Genomic DNA, 21,036 nt, shown 5'->3' on the forward strand with positions numbered 1-21,036 from the left:
CAGCGAGTTCGACCATTGAAGCTTTGCAGAGCTTCTCGAAACCTGCGCGGCAATTCTGGGACGTTCGTTGGTTCGATGCCGACAACATGTCGCTTAAGTTCACCGGCGACCCAAGCCTTTATCGCTACTGGGATGCGACGGAATGTGTGACCTCCACGCTGGAAATGGCCAAGCGGGCATTGGAAGTAGAACTGAGGGAAGAAACCGAGTATTTGCAACGATACGACACGTTGCTCAAAGTGGTTAATGACAACTACGACGTGCGCGGCAGCCTCTTGAGTAAGCTGATTATGCAGTGCATAGACCAGAATGGGGTCGTATCAAAGGGCCAGCGGAAGCAATACAACGGATATATCCAAGAGGAGGTTTTTGACTTCCTTGAAGGACACGCCCAGGCCCTTCTGGCAGAAGCCTACGCAGAACCCGACTACCAATAGTCCAGCAACCGGGGCGGTTCAATGGCTAACGGCCCGGTCACCGCCCCCCTTACTCCACCGTCACCGACTTCGCCAAATTACGCGGCTGGTCCACGTCTGTACCCTTCAGTACCGCCACGTAGTAAGACAACAGCTGCAGGGGAACGGTGTAGAGGATAGGCGCCAGGGCATCGATGATGTGCGGCATGGCGACCACAGTGGTGCCAGGGCCATTGCTCAGTTGAGCGTCTTCATCAGCGAACACCACCAGCTCACCCCCACGGGCGCGCACTTCCTGGAGGTTGGACTTGAGCTTTTCCAGCAGGGCGTTATTGGGGGCAACGGTCACCACGGGCATGTCGGCATCTACCAGCGCCAGGGGGCCGTGCTTAAGCTCACCCGCCGGGTAGGCTTCAGCGTGAATGTACGAAATTTCCTTGAGCTTCAATGCCCCTTCCATGGCCACGGGGAATTGTGCGCCCCGGCCCAGGAACAGCGTGTGGTTCTTTTCGGCAAACAGCTCGGCCACTTTTTCTACGGCCTCGTCCATGGCCAGCGCTTCGCCCAAGCGTATCGGCAGCCGACGCAGCTCTTCCACCAACTGCGCTTCGGTGCCGGCTTCGAGCGAACCTTGGGTCTGCCCCAAGGCAAGCGTCAGCAGCATCAGGCCGACCAGTTGGGTGGTGAAGGCTTTTGTTGAGGCTACGCCGATTTCGGGGCCCGCCTGGGTAAGCAGGGTAAGGTCGGACTCACGGACCAATGAGCTGATGCCTACGTTGCAGATCGCCAGGCTGCCCACAAAGCCTAATGCTTTGGCATAGCGGAGCGCGGCTAAGGTATCTGCGGTTTCACCGGACTGAGAAATGGTCACGAACAGCGTGCCTTCAGGGACCACGACCTTGCGGTAGCGAAACTCGCTGGCGACTTCCACTTGGCAGGGTATGCCAGCCAGGCCTTCCAACCAGTACCGAGCGACCATCCCCGCGTGGTAACTCGTGCCACACGCCACGATTTGTACGTTACGCACGCGTTTGAATAACGCCGTCGCGCCAGGGCCGAAGGCCTCTACCAGCACCTGCTCTTGCCCCAAGCGACCCTCCAGCGTGCGCTGAACCACCTTGGGCTGCTCGTGAATTTCCTTGAGCATGAAGTGGCGGTACTCACCCTTGTCCGCCGCTTCTGCGCCTTCGTGGTATTGCACAGCCTCACGCTGCACGGCTTCGCCTTCGCCAGTCCAGATGGCTACGCTGTCGCGTTTGATCTGAGCGATATCGCCTTCTTCAAGGTACATGAACCGGTCAGTAACCTGGCGCAACGCAAGTTGGTCTGAGGCCAGGAAGTTTTCACCCAGCCCCAGCCCGATGACCAAGGGGCTGCCACTGCGGGCTGCGACCAGGGTCTCTGGCTCCGCCAGGCAGATGGCCGCCAGCCCATACGCGCCGTGCAGCTGACGCACGCTGGCACGTAGCGCCTCGACCAGGCTGCCAGTGGTCTGTAGCTCGCGGTGCAGCAGATGGGCGATCACTTCGGTATCGGTTTCAGAACTGAATACGTAGCCCTGCGCTTTCAGCGCTACGCGCAGCGGCTCATGGTTCTCGATAATGCCGTTGTGAACCACGGCCACGCTGCCAGAGAAGTGCGGGTGCGCGTTACGTTCGTTGGGCGCACCGTGAGTGGCCCAGCGGGTGTGTGCGATGCCTAGGCGGCCGGTAAGGGGCGCCTGCTCCAGCAAGGCTTCCAGTTCGCTCACTTTCCCGGGCCGGCGGCGGCGCTCCAAGCGGCCGGCGTTATCGATCATGGCTACGCCGGCGCTATCGTAACCGCGGTATTCGAGCCGCTTGAGGCCCTCGATGAGGATCGGGGACACGTTACGTTCAGCGATAGCGCCAACAATTCCGCACATAGGTTCACTCCTGGCTAGGGGCCGCGCAGATCACTCGGACGCCGCGTGCCTGTAGTTGCTCACGCGCCTCGGCGGGCAAGCGATTATCGGTAATAAGGGTATGGACGGTGCCCCAGGGCAGCTCCAGGTTGGGTATACGCCGGCCTACTTTGTTAGCTTCAGCCAGCACAATCACTTCCCGTGCTGCAGCAGCCATAACTCGGCTGAGGCCCAATAATTCGTTGAAGGTAGTTGTACCTCGTTCGAGGTCCAGGCCATCCGCGCCGATGAACAGTTGGTCAAAGTCATACGACCGCAGCACCTGCTCAGCCACTTGGCCCTGGAAGGATTCGGAGTGCGGATCCCAGGTGCCGCCAGTCATCAGTAACACCGGCTCAGGCTCCAGCTCGCGAATGGCGGTAGCCACTTGCAGCGAATTGGTCATGACCACCAACCCTGGCAATTTGCCCAGGTGCGGGATCATGGCAGCCGTGGTGCTGCCGCTATCGATGATGATGCGGGCGTGCTCTTTGATAAGCGCCACAGCCGCTTTGGCAATCGCAAGCTTATGAACCGAAAGTTTATGCTCGGCGCCTGCTATGAATTCTTGAGGCACAGGCACCGCCCCACCATAACGACGAAGCAATAACCCATTAGCTTCCAACGCACTCAAATCCTTGCGAATAGTGACGTCCGAGGTTTGGAAATGCCTACCCAAGGCATCAACGGTGACCTCGCCCTGTGCTTGAAGCAGGGCGAGAATCGCATGGCGCCTTTGAGCGGTATTACGTTTCGTCATGGCCACATTTCTTTCGTTTCGAAAGTTAATGGGCGCATTCAACGTTTATCAACGTAACCTGTCAAGTGTGCAGGCTATCAATTTTTCTTGGTAGGGCGTTTCCAGCCATCGATGTTACGTTGCCTGGTGCGCGCCACGGCGAGCTGCTCATCAGCGACGGTATGGGTAATAGTAGAACCGGCTGCGGTAGTGGCTCCGTTGCCTACGGTCACCGGTGCGACCAAGGCCGTGTTTGAACCGATGAAAACATCCTCGCCTAGCTCGGTGCGGAATTTGTTGGCGCCGTCATAGTTGCAGGTAATAGTACCGGCCCCTATGTTGGACCGGGCGCCGATGCTAGCGTCGCCTAGATAACTCAGGTGCCCTGCTTTCGCGCCTGGGCCCAAGCGGGCATTTTTGAGTTCTACAAAGTTACCCACATGTGCGTTTTCGCCCAGCACAGTGCCAGGCCTTAGCCTTGCAAAGGGCCCTGCGTCCGCGCCCTCCCCTACTGTGGCGCCGTCCAGGTGGGTGAAAGGCTTGATCACAGCGCCACGTTTGAGCACCGAATTGCGGATAACGACATTCGCTCCGATCTGAACGTCGTCTTCGATCACTACAGTGCCTTCCAGCACTACGTTCACATCGATCAAGACGTCCCGCCCGGCTGTTACGTCTCCTCGCACATCCAGACGTGCAGGGTCGCGTAACGTTACGCCGACGGCCATCAATCGTTCAGCCTCACGCTTCTGGTAATGACGTTCGAGCGCTGCCAACTGACGACGGTCATTGGCACCCTGTACTTCCATGGGTTCTACAGCCGTCTCGGTGACTACCTCCAGGCCATCAGCCACTGCCATGGCAATCACGTCTGTGAGGTAGTACTCCCCTTGAGCATTGTTATTAGAGAGGCGATTCATCCACCCTTCAAGGGCCGCAGTGGGCAACGCCAGGATACCGGTGTTGCCTTCGCATACAGCGCGCTGGGCCTCGGTTGCGTCTTTGTGCTCGACGATGGCTTCCACTTGGCCGCAGCTGTTGCGGATAATCCTGCCATACCCGGTAGGGTCTGCTAGCTCAACGGTTAGCAAAGCCACTTGAGTTTCACTAGCTTTCGCCAGTAATGCCTGCAAGGTTGCCGGCTGGATGAGTGGTACGTCGCCATACAGGATAAGGGTAGTGGCAGAGGCCAAGGCAGGTTGGGCTTGCGCGACCGCATGGCCCGTACCTAGTTGCTGGTGTTGAACTACGAAGTGGATATCTTCTGCATCAAAAGCCTGGCGTACTTTATCCGCACCATGCCCAATCACGACATGGATACCCACAGGAGACAGTTGCCGAGCGCTGTGGATAACATGGCCAAGCATGGAGCGCCCTGCCACTGGATGTAATACTTTAGGCAAAGCCGAGCGCATACGTGTGCCTTGGCCGGCAGCGAGAATGACGATATCGAGAGACATGGGCAGCCTGGGGATAAAAAGAAAAAGGGTAGCCGAGGCTACCCTTTAACTCAATCGCCTCAAAGGCTGGTGGTGTTACGCACCATACTTCTTGCGGATTTGCTGCACTGTACGAAGCTGAGCGGCTGCTTCGGCCAAGCGCGCTGCGGCTGCGCTGTAGTCGAAGTCTGAACCCTGTTCGTGTAGCGCTTTTTCGGCAGCTTTCAACGCTTCCTGGGCAGAGGCTTCATCAAGATCGGCGGCACGCTGCACGGTATCGGCCAAAACCTTTACCGTGTTTGGCTGCACTTCAAGGAAGCCACCGGAGATGTAGAACACCTCGGCTTCGCCACCCTGCTTGATCAAGCGAATCGGACCTGGCTTGAGGTCCGTAATCAAAGGCGCGTGGCCCGGGGCGATACCAAGATCACCCAGGTTACCGTGCGCGATTACCATCTCTACCAGGCCGGAGAAAATTTCCCCTTCCGCGCTGACAATATCGCAATGGACAGTCATAGCCATCTACTCGCCTCAACCTTAAAGCGCCCGTTACCGGGCGCCGGGATTACAGTTTCTTGGCCTTCTCGATCGCTTCTTCGATGCCACCGACCATGTAGAACGCCTGTTCTGGCAGGTGGTCGTAGTCACCGTTGAGGATGCCTTTGAAGCCTGCGATGGTGTCTTTCAGGGAAACGTATTTACCCGACGCACCAGTGAAGACTTCAGCAACGAAGAACGGCTGGGACAGGAAGCGCTGGATTTTCCGTGCACGGGAAACCAGTTGTTTGTCGCTCTCTGACAGCTCGTCCATGCCGAGGATGGCAATGATGTCTTTCAGTTCCTTGTAGCGCTGCAGCACGTACTGAACGCCGCGAGCGGTGTCGTAGTGCTCCTGGCCAATGACCAGCGGGTCAAGCTGACGCGATGTGGAGTCCAGCGGGTCTACCGCAGGGTAGATACCCAACGAAGCGATATCACGGCTCAGTACCACGGTCGCATCAAGGTGAGCGAAGGTGGTGGCTGGCGATGGGTCAGTCAGGTCGTCCGCAGGAACGTATACCGCTTGGATCGAGGTGATCGAGCCATTTTTGGTAGACGTGATGCGCTCTTGCAGTACGCCCATCTCTTCAGCCAGGGTAGGCTGATAACCCACGGCTGATGGCATACGGCCCAACAGTGCGGACACTTCGGTACCGGCCAGGGTGTAACGATAGATGTTATCGACGAATAGCAGAACGTCGTTACCTTCGTCACGGAATTTCTCGGCCATGGTCAAGCCGGTCAGGGCAACACGCAAGCGGTTCCCTGGTGGCTCGTTCATCTGGCCATAGACCAGTGCAACCTTGTCCAGAACGTTGGAGTCCTTCATCTCGTGGTAGAAGTCGTTCCCTTCACGGGTACGCTCGCCCACACCTGCGAACACGGAGTAACCGCTGTGCTCGATGGCGATGTTACGGATAAGCTCCATCATGTTTACGGTTTTGCCTACACCGGCACCACCGAACAAGCCAACCTTGCCGCCTTTGGCAAACGGGCATACCAGGTCGATCACCTTGATGCCGGTTTCCAGCAGCTCATTACCGCCTGCCTGGTCAGCGAATGAAGGTGCCGCACGGTGGATAGTCCAACGCTCTTCTTCGCCAATCGGGCCAGCTTCGTCGATGGGGTTGCCCAGCACGTCCATGATACGACCCAGGGTCGCTTTGCCCACAGGTACCGCAATGGCCGCATTGGTGTCTACCACGCTCAGGCCACGCTTGAGGCCTTCGGTGGAACCCATCGCAATGGTGCGTACCACGCCGTCACCCAGCTGCTGCTGGACTTCTAGCGTGGTTTCAGCGCCCTGAACCTTAAGGGCGTTGTAGATGCTCGGTACGCTGTCGCGTGGAAATTCCACGTCGATCACGGCGCCGATGATTTGAACGATACGTCCGCTACTCATAGCTGGATCCTCTGAATATTTGAACCGTTAAACCGCGGCAGCGCCGCCGACGATTTCCGAGATCTCTTGGGTGATCGCAGCCTGACGCGCCTTGTTGTAGACCAGCTGCAATTCGCTGATCAAGTCACCGGCGTTGTCGGTGGCACTCTTCATTGCGATCATCCGCGCCGCTTGCTCAGAAGCGTTGTTCTCCACCACTGCCTGGTAAACCTGTGACTCCACGTAACGCACCATCAGGCCGTCCAGCAGCTCTTTGGCGTCGGGTTCGTACAGGTAATCCCAGTGATGCTTGAGCGCTTGATCCGGGGTGGCAACCAACGGTACCAACTGCTCGACCACAGGCTTTTGCACCATGGTGTTCACAAACTTGTTGGACGCTACGTACAGGCGGTCAATACGGCCTTCGAGGTAGGCATCGAGCATAACCTTGACGCTACCGATCAGATCGTTGATCGAAGGCTCTTCGCCGAGGTGGCTGATTGCAGCCACTACGTTGCCGCCAAAACTGCGGAAGAACGAAGCGCCTTTGCTGCCGACTACGCACAGGTCGATTTCAACGTTCCTGTCACGGTTGGCAACCATGTCCCTGACCAGGGCCTTGAACAGGTTGGTATTCAAGCCGCCGCACAATCCACGGTCACTGCTCACCACGATGTAGCCAACGCGCTTAACATCGCGGTCGACCATGAACGGGTGGCGGTATTCAGGGTTGGCATTGGCCAGATGACCGATTACCTGGCGGATGTGGTCCGCATAGGGACGGCTAGCTGCCATGCGCATCTGTGCCTTGCGCATTTTGCTGACCGCCACCTTTTCCATGGCACTGGTAATTTTTTGCGTGCTTTTGATGCTCGCAATCTTGCCGCGAATCTCTTTTGCGCCTGCCATGTTTCACCTATCAGGTTAGCAAGCGGGGGCCAGAGCCCCCGCTGCGGCTTACCAGGTCTGGGTGGCCTTGAACTTCTCGATACCCGCCTTGATACCGGCGTCGATCTCGTCGTTGAAGTCGCCCTTCACGTTGATCTTCGCCAACAGGTCGGCGTGATCGCGGTTGAAGTAGGCGATCAGCGCCTGTTCGAAGCTACCGATCTTGGCGATTTCCACGTCAGTGAGGAAGCCACGCTCAGCGGCATACAGCGACAGGGCCATCTCAGCGATGGACATAGGCGCGTATTGCTTCTGCTTCATCAGCTCGGTGACGCGCTGACCGTGTTCAAGTTGCTTACGGGTAGCTTCGTCCAGGTCGGAAGCGAACTGCGCGAACGCAGCCAATTCACGGTACTGGGCCAGCGCGGTACGAATACCCCCGGACAGCTTCTTGATGATCTTGGTTTGAGCAGCGCCACCTACACGGGATACTGACACACCTGCGTTGACCGCAGGGCGGATGCCGGAGTTGAACATGGCCGATTCCAGGAAGATCTGGCCGTCAGTGATCGAAATCACGTTGGTAGGTACGAACGCCGAAACGTCACCTGCCTGGGTCTCGATCAAGGGCAACGCGGTCAGCGAACCGGTTTTACCCGTCACGGCGCCGTTGGTGAACTTCTCTACGTACTCCTCGGAAACACGAGAGGCGCGCTCCAGCAAGCGGGAGTGGAGATAGAACACGTCGCCTGGATACGCTTCACGTCCTGGTGGACGGCGCAGCAACAGGGAGATCTGACGGTACGCCACGGCCTGCTTGGAGAGGTCGTCGTATACGATCAACGCATCTTCACCGCGATCGCGGAAGAATTCGCCCATGGTGCAGCCTGAGTAAGGCGCCAGGTACTGCAGTGCAGCCGATTCGGAAGCCGAGGCGGCAACAATGATGGTGTTGGCCAGCGCACCATGTTCTTCGAGCTTGCGCACGATGTTGGCAATGGTGGACTGCTTCTGGCCGATAGCCACATACACACAGAAGACACCGCTGTTCTTCTGGTTGATGATGGCGTCGATGGCCATGGCGGTCTTGCCGATCTGGCGGTCACCGATGATCAGCTCGCGCTGGCCACGGCCTACCGGAATCATTGCGTCTACGGCTTTGTAGCCGGTCTGCAAGGGCTGATCGACGGATTTACGCCAGATTACACCTGGTGCAACCTTTTCGACTGCGTCGGTTTCGGTGTGGCCCAGAGGGCCCTTGCCGTCGACTGGGTTACCCAGTGCGTCAACCACACGACCCAACAGTGCCTTACCAACCGGTACCTCAAGGATACGGCCGGTGCACTTGGCGCTCATGCCTTCGGCAAGGGTGTTGTAAGGGCCCAATACCACGGCGCCTACAGAATCCTGCTCTAGGTTCAGCGCCATGCCGAACACGCCGCCAGGGAACTCGATCATTTCACCGTACATGACGTCGGTAAGACCGTGAATCCGCACGATACCGTCTGAAACGCTGACGACGGTACCTTCGTTGCGGGCTTGAGAGGTGACATCGAGCTGATCGATGCGCCCCTTGATGATTTCGCTAATTTCGGAAGGATTGAGTTGCTGCATTGCTCTGCTGCCCCTTCAAACTCAAGATTTCAGTGCTTCGGCAAGCTGCGCGATTTTCCCGCGCACCGAGCCATCGATTACCAGGTCACCGGCGCGGATGACGACACCACCTATCAGGCTGGCATCCTCCGCAACGTGCAGTCGCACTTCCCGGCCGAGCCGTGCACTGAGAACCTTGGCGAGTTTGTCTTGCTGTTCTTGGTTCAATGCGAAGGCACTGGTGACTTCCACATCCACGGATTTTTCCTGTTCGGCCTTGTACAGGTCGAACAATGCCGAGATCTCCGGTAGTAACTGGAGACGGTCGTTTTCCGCGGCAACGTGAATGAAATTACGTGCCTTTGCATCGAACTTCTCACCGCAAACCTGAATAAAGGCTGCGGCCTTTTCTGCGCTCGTCAGTCGCGGGGCCTTGAGCAAACGCTGGATGGTGTCGTCTTCCGACACCGCCGCAGCCAGGCCGAGCATGGCTGACCAATTGGCCAGCTGCTGGTGGGCCTGTGCATGCTCGAAGGCCGCCTTGGCGTAAGGTCGGGCCAACGTGGTCAGTTCTGCCATGATCGCCCTCGCTTAAATTTCAGCTGCCAGTTTGTTAACCAGCTCCGCGTGCGCGTTTTGATCAACAGAAGATCCGAGAATCTTCTCGGCGCCAGTGACTGCCAGCAGGCCCACTTGGGCACGCAAAGCATCCTTGGCGCTGTTGAGTTCCTGCTCGATTTCCGCCGATGCCTGCGCTTTTACGCGGTCAGCTTCGAGACGTGCCTGTTCACGGGCCTCGTCAACGATCTGCGTACCACGCTTCTTCGCCTGCTCGATGATCTCAGCAGCTTGTACCTTGGCATCGCGCAGTTGTTGACCCGCTTTATCTTGGGCCAACTCCAGGTCGCGAGCCGCACGGCTGGCAGCGTCCAGGCCATCAGCGATCTTCTTCTGGCGTTCCTGCAGAGCCGCGATGACCGGAGGCCATACGAACTTCATGCAGAACCACACGAAAATGAAGAACGCAACGGACTGGCCTATCAGGGTTGCATTAATGTTCACGCCAACACCTCGCTCGTTCGTTGTACATCACACCACTCACTCAACAGCGAGTGATCAGCCGGCGATCTGACCAACGAAGGGGTTCGCGAAGGTGAAGAACAGGGCGATACCAACACCGATCATGGTCACGGCATCGAGAAGACCTGCAACGATGAACATCTTCACTTGGAGCATTGGAACCATTTCTGGTTGGCGAGCAGCGCCTTCCAGGAACTTGCCGCCCAGCAGGCCGAAGCCGATAGCGGTACCCAGTGCGCCCAGGCCGATCAGCAGAGCAACAGCAATAGCGGTCAGACCAACTACAGTTTCCATCTTTCCTCCCGACTTTTTACGTCGTATTGGTTAGGTTTTCTTAGGTTTAAAGCGGTAAAGCAAAGTGTTATCAGAGCCGTCTCGGCGCGGACACCGGTTGTGGCCCTCTACCCCAGGCGCCCTAGGGAACCTGGGAAAGACATAAGACGCGCCAGACGAGCCTTAATGGTTATCTTCGTGCGCCATCGACAGGTAGACGATGGTCAGCATCATGAAGATGAACGCTTGCAGGGTGATGATCAGGATGTGGAACACCGCCCACGCCCACTGCAGCGCGATACCCAGGCCGCTGAGCCAGAGCAGACCACTGCTAAACATCACCGCGATCAAGATGAACACCAGTTCGCCGGCATACATGTTGCCGAACAGCCGGAGCGCCAACGAGATAGGCTTGGCGATCAGGGTTACGAACTCCAGCAGGAAGTTAACCGGAATCAGAAGGATCTGAACCGCGGTATTTTTACTGCTGAAGGGGTGAAGCGTAAGCTCGCCGATGAAGCCGCCCAGGCCTTTTACCTTGATGCTGTAGAAGATGATCAGCGCGAAGACCGACAGGGCCATGCCCAGCGTAGCGTTAGGGTCTGTGGTAGATACGGCCCGGAAGGCAATCTCGTGGTCACCCGACAGCTTGGCAGCAATCTGCGGAATCCAGTCGACCGGAATCAGGTCGATGGCATTCATCATGAACACCCAGGCGAAGATAGTCAGAGCCAAAGGCGCAATCACTGCGCTGCGGCCGTGGAAGCTGTCCTTGACGCTGCCATCGACGAACTCGACCAGCGTTTCAACGAAGTTCTGCAGGCCGCCCGGCTGGCCGGAAGTGGCCTTGCGCGCCGCCATACGGAATAGCAGGACGAAGATCAGGCCAAGTGCTACCGACCACCCAAGGGTGTCGACGTGGAAGGCCCAGAACCCCATTGCCTTGGCTTCGGCAGCGCTATGGGCAAAGCCCCAGCTACCATCCGCCAATTGGCCAAACGTAAGGTTTTGAAGGTGGTGCTGTATATAGCCCGAAGCGGTTTCTGCTGCCATGGTTGCCTCAAACGCCCTAAGGTCTCGAAAATCTTGTTTTCATAAGCAGGGGGGCGAACCAGTTGACCCCTTGGGTCACCAGGAACACGCCAAACAGCGCTAAAGGCGCCAGTGGCTTCACCCCTACGAACACCAGCGTAAATAACGCCGCTGTCAAAATCAGTTTGCCTGCCTCGCCGGCATAAAAAGACCGGACGATGGCCTGTGCTGCGCGGGCACCGCTGAAGCGGAACGCCTTTGAAGCGAAATAAACATTGGGCAACCAGCCGATCAAGCCACCACACAAGCCCGAGTACCCACTTACCGAACCGTGCCATTGCCACAGCACCAGCGCCGCCAACAATAACGTGGCCAACTGAGCCATCAGCACCGGAAAAACTGGCCACCGATGGAAGGGCAAGCGGTTTGGCGTGCGGGTTTCCATCAACTTGACTCCTGGGGCCGGCCTGCCGCGAACCCCACGACTTGGCATAAAATGTGCCGACAAAATGCGCGCAGAGTATAGGGGCGGTTCAGCCCCTGTTCAACTACCGAGATAGCTTTTCCGACTGCCCGTGGAAAGTGATGTGTTTCAGCGAATGTGGGCGAGAACCCCTTGAAGCTCATCCAGGGAGTTGTATCTGATCACCAGTTGGCCTTTCCCCTTCTGACCATGCCGTATCTGCACTGCAGAGCCCAGACGCTCTGCCAGGCGCTGTTCAAGCCTGACGATGTCCGGGTCTGCAGCGGGGGCGGTTTGGGGCTCATCCGTAGTGTTCAGCCACTGGCGAACCAGTGCCTCTGTTTGGCGCACTGTTAGCCCGCGTGCGACAACATGTCGCGCCCCCTCAAGCTGCCTGCCTTCCGGCAAACCCAATAAAGCCCTGGCATGGCCCATTTCCAGGTCACCGTGCGCAAGCATGGTTTTGATGCCTTCCGGAAGGCTGATCAGCCTGAGCAGATTGGTCACAGTCGCCCGTGACTTGCCTACCGCCTCGGCAACCTGTTGCTGGGTCAATTGAAACTCTTGCTGGAGCCGCTGAAGGGCAATGGCCTCCTCAAGCGGGTTTAGGTCTTCACGTTGGATATTTTCGATCAATGCCATGGCAATTGCGGTTTCGTCAGGCACCTCGCGTACCATCGCAGGTATACGTTCCTGACCTGCCTGCTGACTGGCGCGCCAGCGGCGCTCACCCGCGATGATTTCGTAGCGCCCTTCACCGATTGGCCGTACCACGATTGGCTGCATCACCCCTTGGGCCCGAATCGACTGCGCCAGCTCTTCGAGCGCCTGAGGGTCCATGTCGCGTCGCGGCTGGTACTTACCGCGCTGAATAATATCCAGCGGTAGGTATTGCAGTTCTTTCTCGTCCAACCGAACGGCCTGCTCTTCAAGCACCGATGCGGTAGGGCCGCTCAACAGCGCATCGAGGCCACGCCCCAGCCCTCGTTTCTTCACAGCCATTGCGTTTCCTTAAACCGCCGCAGCGGTGCGAGCCTTGCGGCGTTGACGGCGGACCATTTCGTTAGCCAGCTCCAGGTACGCCACCGCGCCCTTGGACTGTTTGTCGTACGCCAACGCGGGCATGCCGAAGCTAGGCGCCTCGGCAAGACGGACGTTTCGCGGGATCACCGTATCGTACAGCTGGTCGCCGAAGTGTTCCTTGAGCTGAGCAGAGACATCGTTGATCAGGCTTAGCCGTGGATCGTACATGGTGCGCAGCAGGCCCTCGATCTTCAGGGTCGGGTTAATTCTGGCACCAATGCGCTTGATGTTATCCACAAGGTCGCTCAGCCCCTCAAGTGCAAAATACTCGCACTGCATGGGGATAAGTACTCCATCGGCCGCTACCAATGCGTTCAGGGTCAGCATCGACAACGACGGTGGGCAGTCGATCAGGATGTAATCGTAATTTTCACGGATGGGGGCCAGGGCATTGCGTAAACGGCTTTCTTTCATCTGCATTTCAAGCAGCACGACCTCTGCCGCGGTCAGGTCTCGGTTGGCAGGAAGCAACTGATAGCCACCGTGCTCCGAAAACTGCATAGCGTCGCCCAGGTCGCACTCCCCGATCAGCAGGTCGTACACCGAGCGCTCCAATCCGTGCTTATCCACACCACTGCCCATGGTGGCGTTGCCCTGCGGGTCCAGATCGATCAACAGTACCCGCCGTCTGGTAGCGACTAGCGAAGCCGCGAGGTTGATGCAGGTCGTAGTCTTGCCTACCCCGCCTTTTTGGTTCGCGATTGCCAATACCTTAGCCATTGTCGCTCGTGTTCCCCATCATGCCTTGCGGCGCAGTATCAATAAGTGCCGTTGGCCCTGGCAACCCGGTACAGCCAACGCGTGCGCGCTGTCGATTTCGAAATCAGTGGGCAATGCTACCAGTTCATCAGTGGGATGGAGCCCTTTCATGGCGAGCCAACGCGTCTGGTTATCCCCAAGGTGCCGCGTCCAGGAGGTGAAGTCTTCAAGGCTGCTGAACGCTCGAGACACGATGCCATCGAACGCCTTGGCGGGCTGAAACCCTTCAACACGGCTGTGTATAACGTCTAGATTCGTCAAGTTGAGCTCAAGCTTTACCTGGGTCAGGAATCGGGTTTTTTTCCCATTGCTGTCTAGCGTTGTTACCGATTTATCGGGGAAAAGAATCGCCAGGGGGATACCCGGCATTCCTCCGCCGCTGCCCACATCAAGCCATCGGTTCGCTGTGCCCACATAAGGCACGATGCTAAGGCTGTCCAGCAAATGCCGGGACACCATCTCATCAGGGTTTCGTACCGCCGTCAGGTTGTACGCCTTGTTCCACTTGATCAACAGGGCCAAGTAAGCCAACAACTGCTCTTGCTGATCAGCGCTCAGCACAAGGCCTAGGGCCGCAGCGCCTGTGGACAATTCGGTACGCTGCTGTGGCGTAATCGAAGCTGTCATGCGCTCTGCCCCACCTGCCGTGCAGCGCCGCGTTTTTTCAGGTGAATCATCAACAGCGATACGGCCGCAGGAGTGACCCCAGGGATGCGCGATGCCTGGCCCAAGGTTTCTGGCCGTGCCTGGCTGAGTTTCGCTTGAATCTCTTTGGACAGCCCTGACAGCGTCAGGTAATCGATATCCACAGGCAACTTGACGTCTTCACTGGCCCGAAGGCGTTCGATGTCTTCCTGTTGGCGGTCAATGTAACCGGCGTACTTCACCTTGATCTCAACCTGTTCGGCAACCTGTGCATCGACAGGTTGCGCGCCGGTAAGCTGGGCGAGGCCCAGATAGTCTACTTCCGGCCGGCTGAGCAAGCTCAGCAAACTGTATTCATGGGCCAGCGGGGTGCCGTAGTGCGCGGCCACGGCTTCCCCTACCGGGGTACCGGGGCGGACCCATGTGGTCTTCAAACGCTGTTCTTCCTGTTCGATCGCTTCGCGTTTCGTGCAAAACGCGGCCCATCGCGCGTCATCCACCAAGCCCAATTGGCGCCCGGTTTCGGTAAGGCGCAGGTCGGCGTTGTCTTCGCGCAGTATCAGGCGGTACTCGGCGCGCGATGTAAACATGCGATACGGCTCTTGCGTGCCGAGGGTGATCAAATCATCCACAAGCACGCCGATATAGGCTTCATCCCGGCGTGGGCACCACGCCTCACGGCCCTGTGCCTGCAAGGCCGCGTTCGTACCCGCCAACAATCCTTGAGCGCCCGCTTCTTCGTAGCCAGTCGTGCCATTGATCTGACCTGCAAAGAACAAACCACCAATGGCTTTGGTTTCGAGGCTGTACTTCAGATCGCGGGGGTCGAAGTAGTCATACTCGATGGCGTAGCCGGGCCGCATGATGTGAGCGTTTTCCATGCCCCGTATCGAGCGTACAACCTGAAGCTGCACGTCGAATGGCAACGAGGTGGAAATGCCATTCGGATACAGCTCATGGGTAGTGAGCCCTTCTGGCTCAATGAACACCTGGTGGCTGTCTTTGTCGGCAAACCGGTGAATCTTGTCTTCGATGGACGGGCAATACCTAGGCCCTATCCCTTCGATCACGCCTGAATACATTGGGGACCGATTAAGGTTTTGAGCAATGATTTCGTGCGTGCGGGCGTTGGTATGGGTGATCCAGCAGCTTACCTGGCGCGGATGAAGTTCGGCGCTCCCCATGAACGACATTACAGGTATCGGCGTATCACCAGGTTGCTCTGTCATTACCGAGAAATCGACCGATTTTCCGTCTATGCGAGGTGGCGTACCGGTTTTAAGCCGCCCTACTCGCAGGGGCAGTTCGCGCAGTCGACGAGCTAACGCTGTCGAGGGTGGATCGCCCGCCCTGCCGCCCGAGTAGTTATCCATGCCTATGTGGATAAGGCCACCCAAGAATGTGCCGGCGGTTAGCACGACCGTTTGCGAAAGAAAACGAAGACCTGTTTGAGTCATAACACCGCAGACCTGCTCGCCTTCTACGATCAAGTCGTCACAGGACTGCTGGAATATCCACAGGTTGGGCTGGTTTTCCAGGATTTCGCGAACAGCTGCTTTGTAAAGAACGCGGTCCGCCTGAGCACGGGTCGCTCGCACTGCCGGGCCTTTGCGGTTGTTTAGTACTCGAAACTGAATACCGCCTTTGTCGGTGGCTAGCGCCATCGCACCGCCTAGGGCATCTATTTCTTTGACCAGATGGCTTTTACCAATCCCGCCAATTGCAGGATTGCAGCTCATCTGACCCAACGTCTCAACGTTGTGAGTCAGCAGTAAGGTCTTGGCACCCATTCGCGCTGAAGCGAGCGCGGCCTCGGTACCGGCATGACCACCGCCGATGACGATCACTTCAAAACGGGAAGGGAAATCCACCACGCACCTCGTGCCTGTTCATCTGGGTAATTTGGGATAGCTGCGCAGTATAGGGAATTTACCCTATGGAATGAAACCGTCTGTGCAAAAAATAGCCAGGCTCCCAACGGCTTGTTAATAACATCATAAAAAAGAGAGATTTATAAAAGCTTTGTTTTTATGTTTATTCTTAGTAAGCCTCCTATCTGTGGATAACGTTCTGTAATCCTTACGGCTAAAGGTGTACAGCAGAATTAAAGGTTGTCCATAGGTGCCCCTGGGGGCGTTTGATAAGTCAAGATAACCTGTGCATAAATATCGACTTATCAACAGAGGGTTATTGTGCACTGTTGTCCACCCTGCTTATCCTTAGGCCTCACGATGGGTTGTCCACAGACCTTATTTTCCCTTGGGTATAAAAAAACCGGCGTGTGAGCCGGTTCTGTTATGCACAAAACATTATTTACCGATGCAGAAGCTCGTGAAGATTCGACCAAGCAAGTCGTCAGAGGTAAATTCCCCAGTGATTTCACCCAGCGTCTGCTGAGCGTGACGCAGATCTTCTGCAAGCAACTCGCCTGCCGCGGCTTTTACGAGCTGGTCATGACCATGAGCAAGGTACTGTTTTGCCTTCTCCAGCGCATCGAGATGACGCCGGCGAGCGCTAAAGCCGCCTTCTGACGTCTGCTCATAACCCATGACGGCCTTGAGGTGCTCCCTGAGCAGGGTAAGCCCAGCCCCCCCATCCAGCGCGCTTAGTGTGAGGATCGACGCGCCTGAGGCTTCCTGATGCAGCCCTGTGGCCTCATCGGTCAGGTCAGCCTTGTTGCGTATAACAGTTACTTTTTCCAGGCTGGGTAGGGTATGCAGGAATTCAGGCCATAATCCATGAGGGTTTGCCGCTTCCGGACTGCTCGAATCCACTACCAAGAGAATACGGTCTGCCTCCTGGATAGCCCTCAGGGCGCGTTCTACGCCGATTTTTTCCACTAGGTCACTCGTTGTGCGTAACCCAGCTGTATCGACGATATGCAGCGGCATACCATCGATGTGGATATGTTCTCGAAGGATGTCCCGAGTCGTACCCGCTACATCTGTGACGATAGCTGCCTCCCTGCCGGCGAGTAGGTTCAGTAGGCTGGATTTGCCAGCGTTAGGGCGCCCTGCGATGACTAACGTCATGCCATCACGCACTAATGCCCCTTGGCCAGCGTTACGTAAAATGCTGTCCAGGGAGGCCTGAAGTGCTTTTAAACGCGATAACACTAATCCATCTGCCAGAAAGTCAATTTCCTCTTCGGGAAAATCGATGGCGGCTTCAACGTAGATACGCAGCTGAACCAATGCCTCGGTCAGTGCATGTACCTGCGCTGAAAAAGCGCCTTGCAATGATCTCACTGCATTGCGTGCGGCCTGTTCTGAACTGGCTTCGATCAGGTCGGCAATTGCTTCGGCCTGGGCGAGGTCTAATTTGTCATTCAGGAATGCCCGCTCACTGAACTCTCCAGGGCGAGCGAGGCGACAGCCTAACCCAACGCAACGCTTGAGCAACATGTCTAAAACGACAGGCCCGCCATGGCCGTGCAGTTCCAGCACGTCTTCTCCTGTAAAGGAATGAGGCCCTTTGAAAAACAGCGCCAGCCCTTCATCGATCAGTGCATCGCCTTCGTTATAAAAACCGCCGTGGTGCGCATACCGGGGAAGCAAGGTACGACGGACGATCTGGCTGGCAACCTGCTCAGCGGCAGGCCCGGAAATACGGACGATCCCTACCCCGCCGCGCCCTTGGGCGGTGGCAATGGCAGCGATAGTGTCTTTGGAAAGGCTCATGACTTACCTATGACATCGGAGAATGCAAAACGCCCCTAAGAAGGGGCGTTCGTGCACCAGTGTAGCGGGTCAGGCCGACGCGTTGGCGCTTGCACGCTCAATGCGACGCGTGATGAACCACTGCTGCAGGATGGACAACGTGTTGTTGGTTATCCAGTACAGCACCAGGCCTGCAGGGAACCACAGGAAGAAGAAGGTGAAGACAATGGGCATCAACTTCATCACTTTGGCTTGCATCGGGTCCGGCGGCGCAGGGTTCAGACGCTGCTGGATAAACATGGTAGCGCCCATGATGATCGGCAGAATGAAGAACGGGTCTTTGATGGAAAGGTCTGTGATCCAGAACATCCAAGGCGCCTGACGCATTTCAACGCTTTCGAGCAGTACCCAGTACAGTGCCAGGAACACAGGCATCTGTACCACAATAGGCAGGCAGCCGCCCAAAGGATTAATTTTCTCCTTCTTGTACAGCTCCATCATCGCCTGAGACATTTTTTGGCGGTCATCGCCAAACTGTTCTTTCAACGTGGCAAGGCGTGGTGCTACCGCTCGCATGCGAGCCATGGACTTGTAGCTTGCTGCAGACAGCGGGAAGAACAGCAGTTTGATGAGCACGGTCAGGCAAATAATCGACCAGCCCCAATTGCCCAGCAGGTTGTGGATATTTTTCAGCAACCAGAAGATGGGCTGAGCGATGAACCACAGGAAACCGTAGTCAACCGTCAACTCCAAGCCTGGGGACAACTCCTTCAGACGACCCTGAATTTTTGGGCCTGCATACAAGGTGGCGGTGGTTTCTACCTTCGCACCGGGTGCCGCTGTCAGCGTAGGGCCAGTGAAACCAACGATGTAATTACCCTGGCTGTCCTTACGGGTCATCACGTTGTTGCTATCGCCGTTCGCTGGAATCCATGCCGTCACGAAGTAGTGCTGGAGCCAAGCGACCCATCCACCCTGAACGGTTTCTTTGAACTGCCCCTTGTCGATGTCCTTCATGGCAACTTTTTTGTACGGCTCAGAAGTTGTCCACAATGCGGCACCTAAGTAGGTGGCGGTGCCTGTAGCCGTGCTTGATGACGGATCGGAGCTCGCATCGCGCTTGAGCTGTGCAAACAGGTTACCCACCCAAGGCTGGCTGCTCTGGTTGTCTATCAGGTAGCTGACTGTCAGGTCGTATTCGCCACGCTTGAGCGTGAAACGCTTCGTGTAGTGAACACCATTCTGGTTATACACAAGGTCCACTACCAAGTCGTTCTGGCCATCGGCCAGTCGATAGCTTGGTTGAGTGGCGTTATACACAGGCCTGCCGCCAGCTTGAACATCAGGACCGTTCGCGCCGGTCAGACCACTTTGGGCCAAGTACATGCGTTCGTTGCCGTTATCGAAAAGCTGGAACGGAACGTCTGGATGATCCTGGCGACGGGGGTATTGAGGCAGTGTCAGCTGGACGATATCCCCACCCTTGGGATCGATTGCCAGGTCTAACACGTCAGTGCGAACGCGAATTAGCGTTTCACTGGATCCCGTGGAAGCAAGTGCTGGAGCGGTTGCAGCCGTAGGCGCATTGGTGTCCGGCACATCTGACGTGGTCGCGTTGCTTCCAGGGGCCTGCGGCAGGTCTGAAGGAATGCTCGCCTGAGTCGCCACGTTAGGGGTCGGCAAGGCAGCCTGCCCATAGTCCTGGTTCCACTTCAGGACCAGAATGTAGGCCACGACTGCCAGGGCGCCCATCAGGATCGTACGTTTTATATCCATGATTACTCGGCTATCGAATTATTACGAAGGGTGGGTACGGGCGGGACCGGATCGAAGCCGCCTGCATTCCAGGGATGACAGCGCCCCAGCCGGCGGAGAGTCAGCCAGCCCCCACGCCAGACACCGTACTGAGTGATGGCTTCTTGGGCATAACAGGAGCAGCTGGGATAGAAACGACAGTGGCTGGCCATCAGTGGGCTAATGGCGTAACGGTAAAACTGGATCGGTAGCAGGACCAGTTTACGCATCTTGGCTGTGTTGTTCCTTGAGTTCGGTAGGTGCGGCAGGTGGATTTTTTGCCAGGCGCTTCCAAAGCTTTGCGAAATGCTTATGCAGTTCGGCATTGTCGATTTCGCCGAGCCCTTTTCTGGCCACGATGACGATGTCCCAGCCACGCAGGATGGCCTGATGATGGCGGAAGGAGTCACGAATCACGCGCTTGATACGGTTGCGCTGCACCGACAATTTGACACTTTTTTTGCCGATCACCAGCCCCAGGCGTGGTAGATCGAGCTGGTTATCCTTGGCAAGGATCAGGAGATGCTTCCCCGGGACCTTGCCGGTCGGGGAGTCAAAGACTGCCTTGAATTGCTTCGGAACGAGCAGTCGCTTGTCCCGGCTGAAGTCCTGACTCACCTACCTGTGCCGGCAAATCAGACGGCCAAACGCTTACGGCCCTTGGCGCGGCGACGCGACAGGACAGCACGGCCGTTCTTGGTTGCCATACGAGCACGGAAACCGTGGGTGCGAGCGCGCTTGATGGTGCTGGGTTGGAAAGTACGTTTCATGGAAAGTTACCTGGTGGTCGGTTTGGGCCCCAATGGCCCGGTTTTCAAGAGACCGGCGATTCTAGTGAAAGCCTGGCCATAGGTCAATTTCCGACCAGCTTTTCCTTCCATATGGTAATTGAGGCACCAGGGGTTACTCGGAAGGCGACATAACGATAAAAATAAAGAAGGGATATAAAAAGCTTTTTTGTAGAGCTTATTAAACTTAGGGGGGCAGTGTGCTGTGGATAAACCGGTTTGAAGCCGTAACCATAGGCGCTCGAGCGGCCTCAAAGGTTGTCCACAACCCCGGTGGAACCTGTTTGGCGCACGCTTACAACCTGTGCATAAAAAAGGCTCATATCCACAGTGCACTTATGCATAGGGTTTAGAGGGCATTCATACACCGACCTCATGACGTGTTATCCACAGTGCTTATTTCGACGCCTTGCGGCAACGTATTCGTCTAACAGGTGTTCGATTCTTGCCAGGCTGGCTGTGGATGTGGATAACTTCCTTTCCGCTAGGTACAATGCAGCACGCTTCCTTGCCCACTGGGCTCATTTATTTCAAGGGATTCCT

Annotated in this window: 22 protein-coding genes; 1 reads left to right on the plus strand and 21 read right to left on the minus strand. The window is 56.8% G+C overall.

Annotated features, from left to right (window positions below):
- The first annotated feature begins 86 nt into the window (after positions 1–86).
- Entirely contained in the window at positions 87–437 is a 351-nt protein-coding gene (locus AC4LE2_RS21020) for a hypothetical protein (RefSeq protein ID WP_491827989.1), read from the plus strand.
- 49 nt (positions 438–486) lie between these two features.
- Here AC4LE2_RS21020 and glmS read toward each other — a convergent pair whose 3' ends face one another.
- The 21 genes from glmS to rpmH all read right to left on the minus strand — a co-directional run bounded on the left by glmS (position 487) and on the right by rpmH (position 20,475).
- Positions 487–2,319, minus strand: coding sequence for a glutamine--fructose-6-phosphate transaminase (isomerizing) (glmS, locus tag AC4LE2_RS21025; protein ID WP_491827990.1), 1,833 nt, complete (start codon positions 2,317–2,319; stop codon positions 487–489).
- Positions 2,320–2,323: 4 nt separating this feature from the next.
- Entirely contained in the window at positions 2,324–3,097 is a 774-nt protein-coding gene (locus AC4LE2_RS21030; protein ID WP_491827991.1) for a DeoR/GlpR family DNA-binding transcription regulator, read from the minus strand.
- Between the two features lie 77 nt (positions 3,098–3,174).
- On the minus strand, positions 3,175–4,536 hold the full coding sequence (gene glmU / locus AC4LE2_RS21035; protein ID WP_491827992.1) for a bifunctional UDP-N-acetylglucosamine diphosphorylase/glucosamine-1-phosphate N-acetyltransferase GlmU: 1,362 nt from the start codon (positions 4,534–4,536) through the stop codon (positions 3,175–3,177).
- Positions 4,537–4,611: 75 nt separating this feature from the next.
- The gene (locus AC4LE2_RS21040) at positions 4,612–5,037 is read right to left on the minus strand and encodes a F0F1 ATP synthase subunit epsilon (RefSeq protein ID WP_491827993.1); all 426 of its coding nucleotides are present in this window, start codon (positions 5,035–5,037) and stop codon (positions 4,612–4,614) included.
- A gap of 43 nt (positions 5,038–5,080) precedes the next feature.
- A complete protein-coding gene (gene atpD, locus AC4LE2_RS21045; RefSeq protein ID WP_491827994.1) occupies positions 5,081–6,457 on the minus strand; it encodes a F0F1 ATP synthase subunit beta in 1,377 nt (458 codons plus the stop codon).
- A gap of 27 nt (positions 6,458–6,484) precedes the next feature.
- Positions 6,485–7,345 carry a F0F1 ATP synthase subunit gamma gene (atpG, locus tag AC4LE2_RS21050; RefSeq protein WP_491827995.1) on the minus strand — a complete coding sequence of 287 codons (861 nt, stop codon included), beginning with the start codon at positions 7,343–7,345 and terminating at the stop codon, positions 6,485–6,487.
- A 48-nt stretch (positions 7,346–7,393) separates the two neighbouring features.
- Entirely contained in the window at positions 7,394–8,938 is a 1,545-nt protein-coding gene (gene atpA, locus AC4LE2_RS21055) for a F0F1 ATP synthase subunit alpha (RefSeq protein WP_491827996.1), read from the minus strand.
- Positions 8,939–8,959: 21 nt separating this feature from the next.
- Positions 8,960–9,496, minus strand: coding sequence for a F0F1 ATP synthase subunit delta (locus AC4LE2_RS21060; RefSeq protein WP_491827997.1), 537 nt, complete (start codon positions 9,494–9,496; stop codon positions 8,960–8,962).
- Positions 9,497–9,508: 12 nt separating this feature from the next.
- Positions 9,509–9,979, minus strand: coding sequence for a F0F1 ATP synthase subunit B (locus AC4LE2_RS21065; protein WP_491827998.1), 471 nt, complete (start codon positions 9,977–9,979; stop codon positions 9,509–9,511).
- 54 nt (positions 9,980–10,033) lie between these two features.
- Positions 10,034–10,291, minus strand: a complete 258-nt coding sequence (gene atpE, locus AC4LE2_RS21070; RefSeq protein ID WP_003097235.1) for a F0F1 ATP synthase subunit C — start codon at positions 10,289–10,291, stop codon at positions 10,034–10,036.
- A 162-nt stretch (positions 10,292–10,453) separates the two neighbouring features.
- Positions 10,454–11,323 carry a F0F1 ATP synthase subunit A gene (gene atpB / locus AC4LE2_RS21075; RefSeq protein WP_491827999.1) on the minus strand — a complete coding sequence of 290 codons (870 nt, stop codon included), beginning with the start codon at positions 11,321–11,323 and terminating at the stop codon, positions 10,454–10,456.
- 16 nt (positions 11,324–11,339) lie between these two features.
- Positions 11,340–11,747 carry a F0F1 ATP synthase subunit I gene (locus AC4LE2_RS21080; RefSeq protein WP_491828000.1) on the minus strand — a complete coding sequence of 136 codons (408 nt, stop codon included), beginning with the start codon at positions 11,745–11,747 and terminating at the stop codon, positions 11,340–11,342.
- Positions 11,748–11,894: 147 nt separating this feature from the next.
- Positions 11,895–12,767, minus strand: a complete 873-nt coding sequence (locus AC4LE2_RS21085; protein ID WP_491828001.1) for a ParB/RepB/Spo0J family partition protein — start codon at positions 12,765–12,767, stop codon at positions 11,895–11,897.
- Positions 12,768–12,776: 9 nt separating this feature from the next.
- Entirely contained in the window at positions 12,777–13,568 is a 792-nt protein-coding gene (locus tag AC4LE2_RS21090; protein WP_491828002.1) for a ParA family protein, read from the minus strand.
- Positions 13,569–13,586: 18 nt separating this feature from the next.
- The gene (gene rsmG, locus AC4LE2_RS21095; protein WP_491828003.1) at positions 13,587–14,234 is read right to left on the minus strand and encodes a 16S rRNA (guanine(527)-N(7))-methyltransferase RsmG; all 648 of its coding nucleotides are present in this window, start codon (positions 14,232–14,234) and stop codon (positions 13,587–13,589) included.
- A complete protein-coding gene (gene mnmG, locus AC4LE2_RS21100; RefSeq protein WP_491828004.1) occupies positions 14,231–16,123 on the minus strand; it encodes a tRNA uridine-5-carboxymethylaminomethyl(34) synthesis enzyme MnmG in 1,893 nt (630 codons plus the stop codon). The genes rsmG and mnmG overlap by 4 nt, the downstream gene beginning before the upstream one ends.
- Before the next feature lie 438 nt (positions 16,124–16,561).
- Positions 16,562–17,932, minus strand: a complete 1,371-nt coding sequence (gene mnmE, locus AC4LE2_RS21105) for a tRNA uridine-5-carboxymethylaminomethyl(34) synthesis GTPase MnmE (RefSeq protein WP_491828005.1) — start codon at positions 17,930–17,932, stop codon at positions 16,562–16,564.
- A gap of 69 nt (positions 17,933–18,001) precedes the next feature.
- Positions 18,002–19,687, minus strand: coding sequence for a membrane protein insertase YidC (yidC, locus tag AC4LE2_RS21110; RefSeq protein ID WP_491828006.1), 1,686 nt, complete (start codon positions 19,685–19,687; stop codon positions 18,002–18,004).
- Positions 19,688–19,689: 2 nt separating this feature from the next.
- Positions 19,690–19,935 (minus strand): membrane protein insertion efficiency factor YidD, encoded by a 246-nt coding sequence (yidD, locus tag AC4LE2_RS21115; protein WP_491828007.1) that lies wholly within the window; start codon positions 19,933–19,935, stop codon positions 19,690–19,692.
- Entirely contained in the window at positions 19,928–20,323 is a 396-nt protein-coding gene (gene rnpA / locus AC4LE2_RS21120) for a ribonuclease P protein component (protein ID WP_491828008.1), read from the minus strand. The genes yidD and rnpA overlap by 8 nt, the downstream gene beginning before the upstream one ends.
- 17 nt (positions 20,324–20,340) lie before the next feature.
- Complete coding sequence (gene rpmH / locus AC4LE2_RS21125; RefSeq protein WP_002551315.1) at positions 20,341–20,475, minus strand: 50S ribosomal protein L34; 135 nt, start codon at positions 20,473–20,475, stop codon at positions 20,341–20,343.
- Between the last annotated feature and the right edge of the window lie 561 nt (positions 20,476–21,036).

It is taken from the genome of Pseudomonas sp. 9.3L, from assembly GCF_058536285.1.

Excerpts from the sequence above, each read along its gene's own strand:
- AC4LE2_RS21020 (WP_491827989.1), top strand. The coding sequence starts at position 87 with ATGTCGCTTAAGTTCACCGGCGACCCAAGCCTTTATCGCTACTGGGAT.
- glmS (WP_491827990.1), bottom strand. The coding sequence starts at position 2,319 with ATGTGCGGAATTGTTGGCGCTATCGCTGAACGTAACGTGTCCCCGATC.
- AC4LE2_RS21030 (WP_491827991.1), bottom strand. The coding sequence starts at position 3,097 with ATGACGAAACGTAATACCGCTCAAAGGCGCCATGCGATTCTCGCCCTG.
- glmU (WP_491827992.1), bottom strand. The coding sequence starts at position 4,536 with ATGTCTCTCGATATCGTCATTCTCGCTGCCGGCCAAGGCACACGTATG.
- AC4LE2_RS21040 (WP_491827993.1), bottom strand. The coding sequence starts at position 5,037 with ATGGCTATGACTGTCCATTGCGATATTGTCAGCGCGGAAGGGGAAATT.
- atpD (WP_491827994.1), bottom strand. The coding sequence starts at position 6,457 with ATGAGTAGCGGACGTATCGTTCAAATCATCGGCGCCGTGATCGACGTG.
- atpG (WP_491827995.1), bottom strand. The coding sequence starts at position 7,345 with ATGGCAGGCGCAAAAGAGATTCGCGGCAAGATTGCGAGCATCAAAAGC.
- atpA (WP_491827996.1), bottom strand. The coding sequence starts at position 8,938 with ATGCAGCAACTCAATCCTTCCGAAATTAGCGAAATCATCAAGGGGCGC.
- AC4LE2_RS21060 (WP_491827997.1), bottom strand. The coding sequence starts at position 9,496 with ATGGCAGAACTGACCACGTTGGCCCGACCTTACGCCAAGGCGGCCTTC.
- atpE (WP_003097235.1), bottom strand. The coding sequence starts at position 10,291 with ATGGAAACTGTAGTTGGTCTGACCGCTATTGCTGTTGCTCTGCTGATC.
- atpB (WP_491827999.1), bottom strand. The coding sequence starts at position 11,323 with ATGGCAGCAGAAACCGCTTCGGGCTATATACAGCACCACCTTCAAAAC.
- AC4LE2_RS21080 (WP_491828000.1), bottom strand. The coding sequence starts at position 11,747 with ATGGAAACCCGCACGCCAAACCGCTTGCCCTTCCATCGGTGGCCAGTT.
- AC4LE2_RS21085 (WP_491828001.1), bottom strand. The coding sequence starts at position 12,767 with ATGGCTGTGAAGAAACGAGGGCTGGGGCGTGGCCTCGATGCGCTGTTG.
- AC4LE2_RS21090 (WP_491828002.1), bottom strand. The coding sequence starts at position 13,568 with ATGGCTAAGGTATTGGCAATCGCGAACCAAAAAGGCGGGGTAGGCAAG.
- rsmG (WP_491828003.1), bottom strand. The coding sequence starts at position 14,234 with ATGACAGCTTCGATTACGCCACAGCAGCGTACCGAATTGTCCACAGGC.
- mnmE (WP_491828005.1), bottom strand. The coding sequence starts at position 17,932 with ATGAGCCTTTCCAAAGACACTATCGCTGCCATTGCCACCGCCCAAGGG.
- yidC (WP_491828006.1), bottom strand. The coding sequence starts at position 19,687 with ATGGATATAAAACGTACGATCCTGATGGGCGCCCTGGCAGTCGTGGCC.
- yidD (WP_491828007.1), bottom strand. The coding sequence starts at position 19,935 with ATGCGTAAACTGGTCCTGCTACCGATCCAGTTTTACCGTTACGCCATT.
- rpmH (WP_002551315.1), bottom strand. The coding sequence starts at position 20,475 with ATGAAACGTACTTTCCAACCCAGCACCATCAAGCGCGCTCGCACCCAC.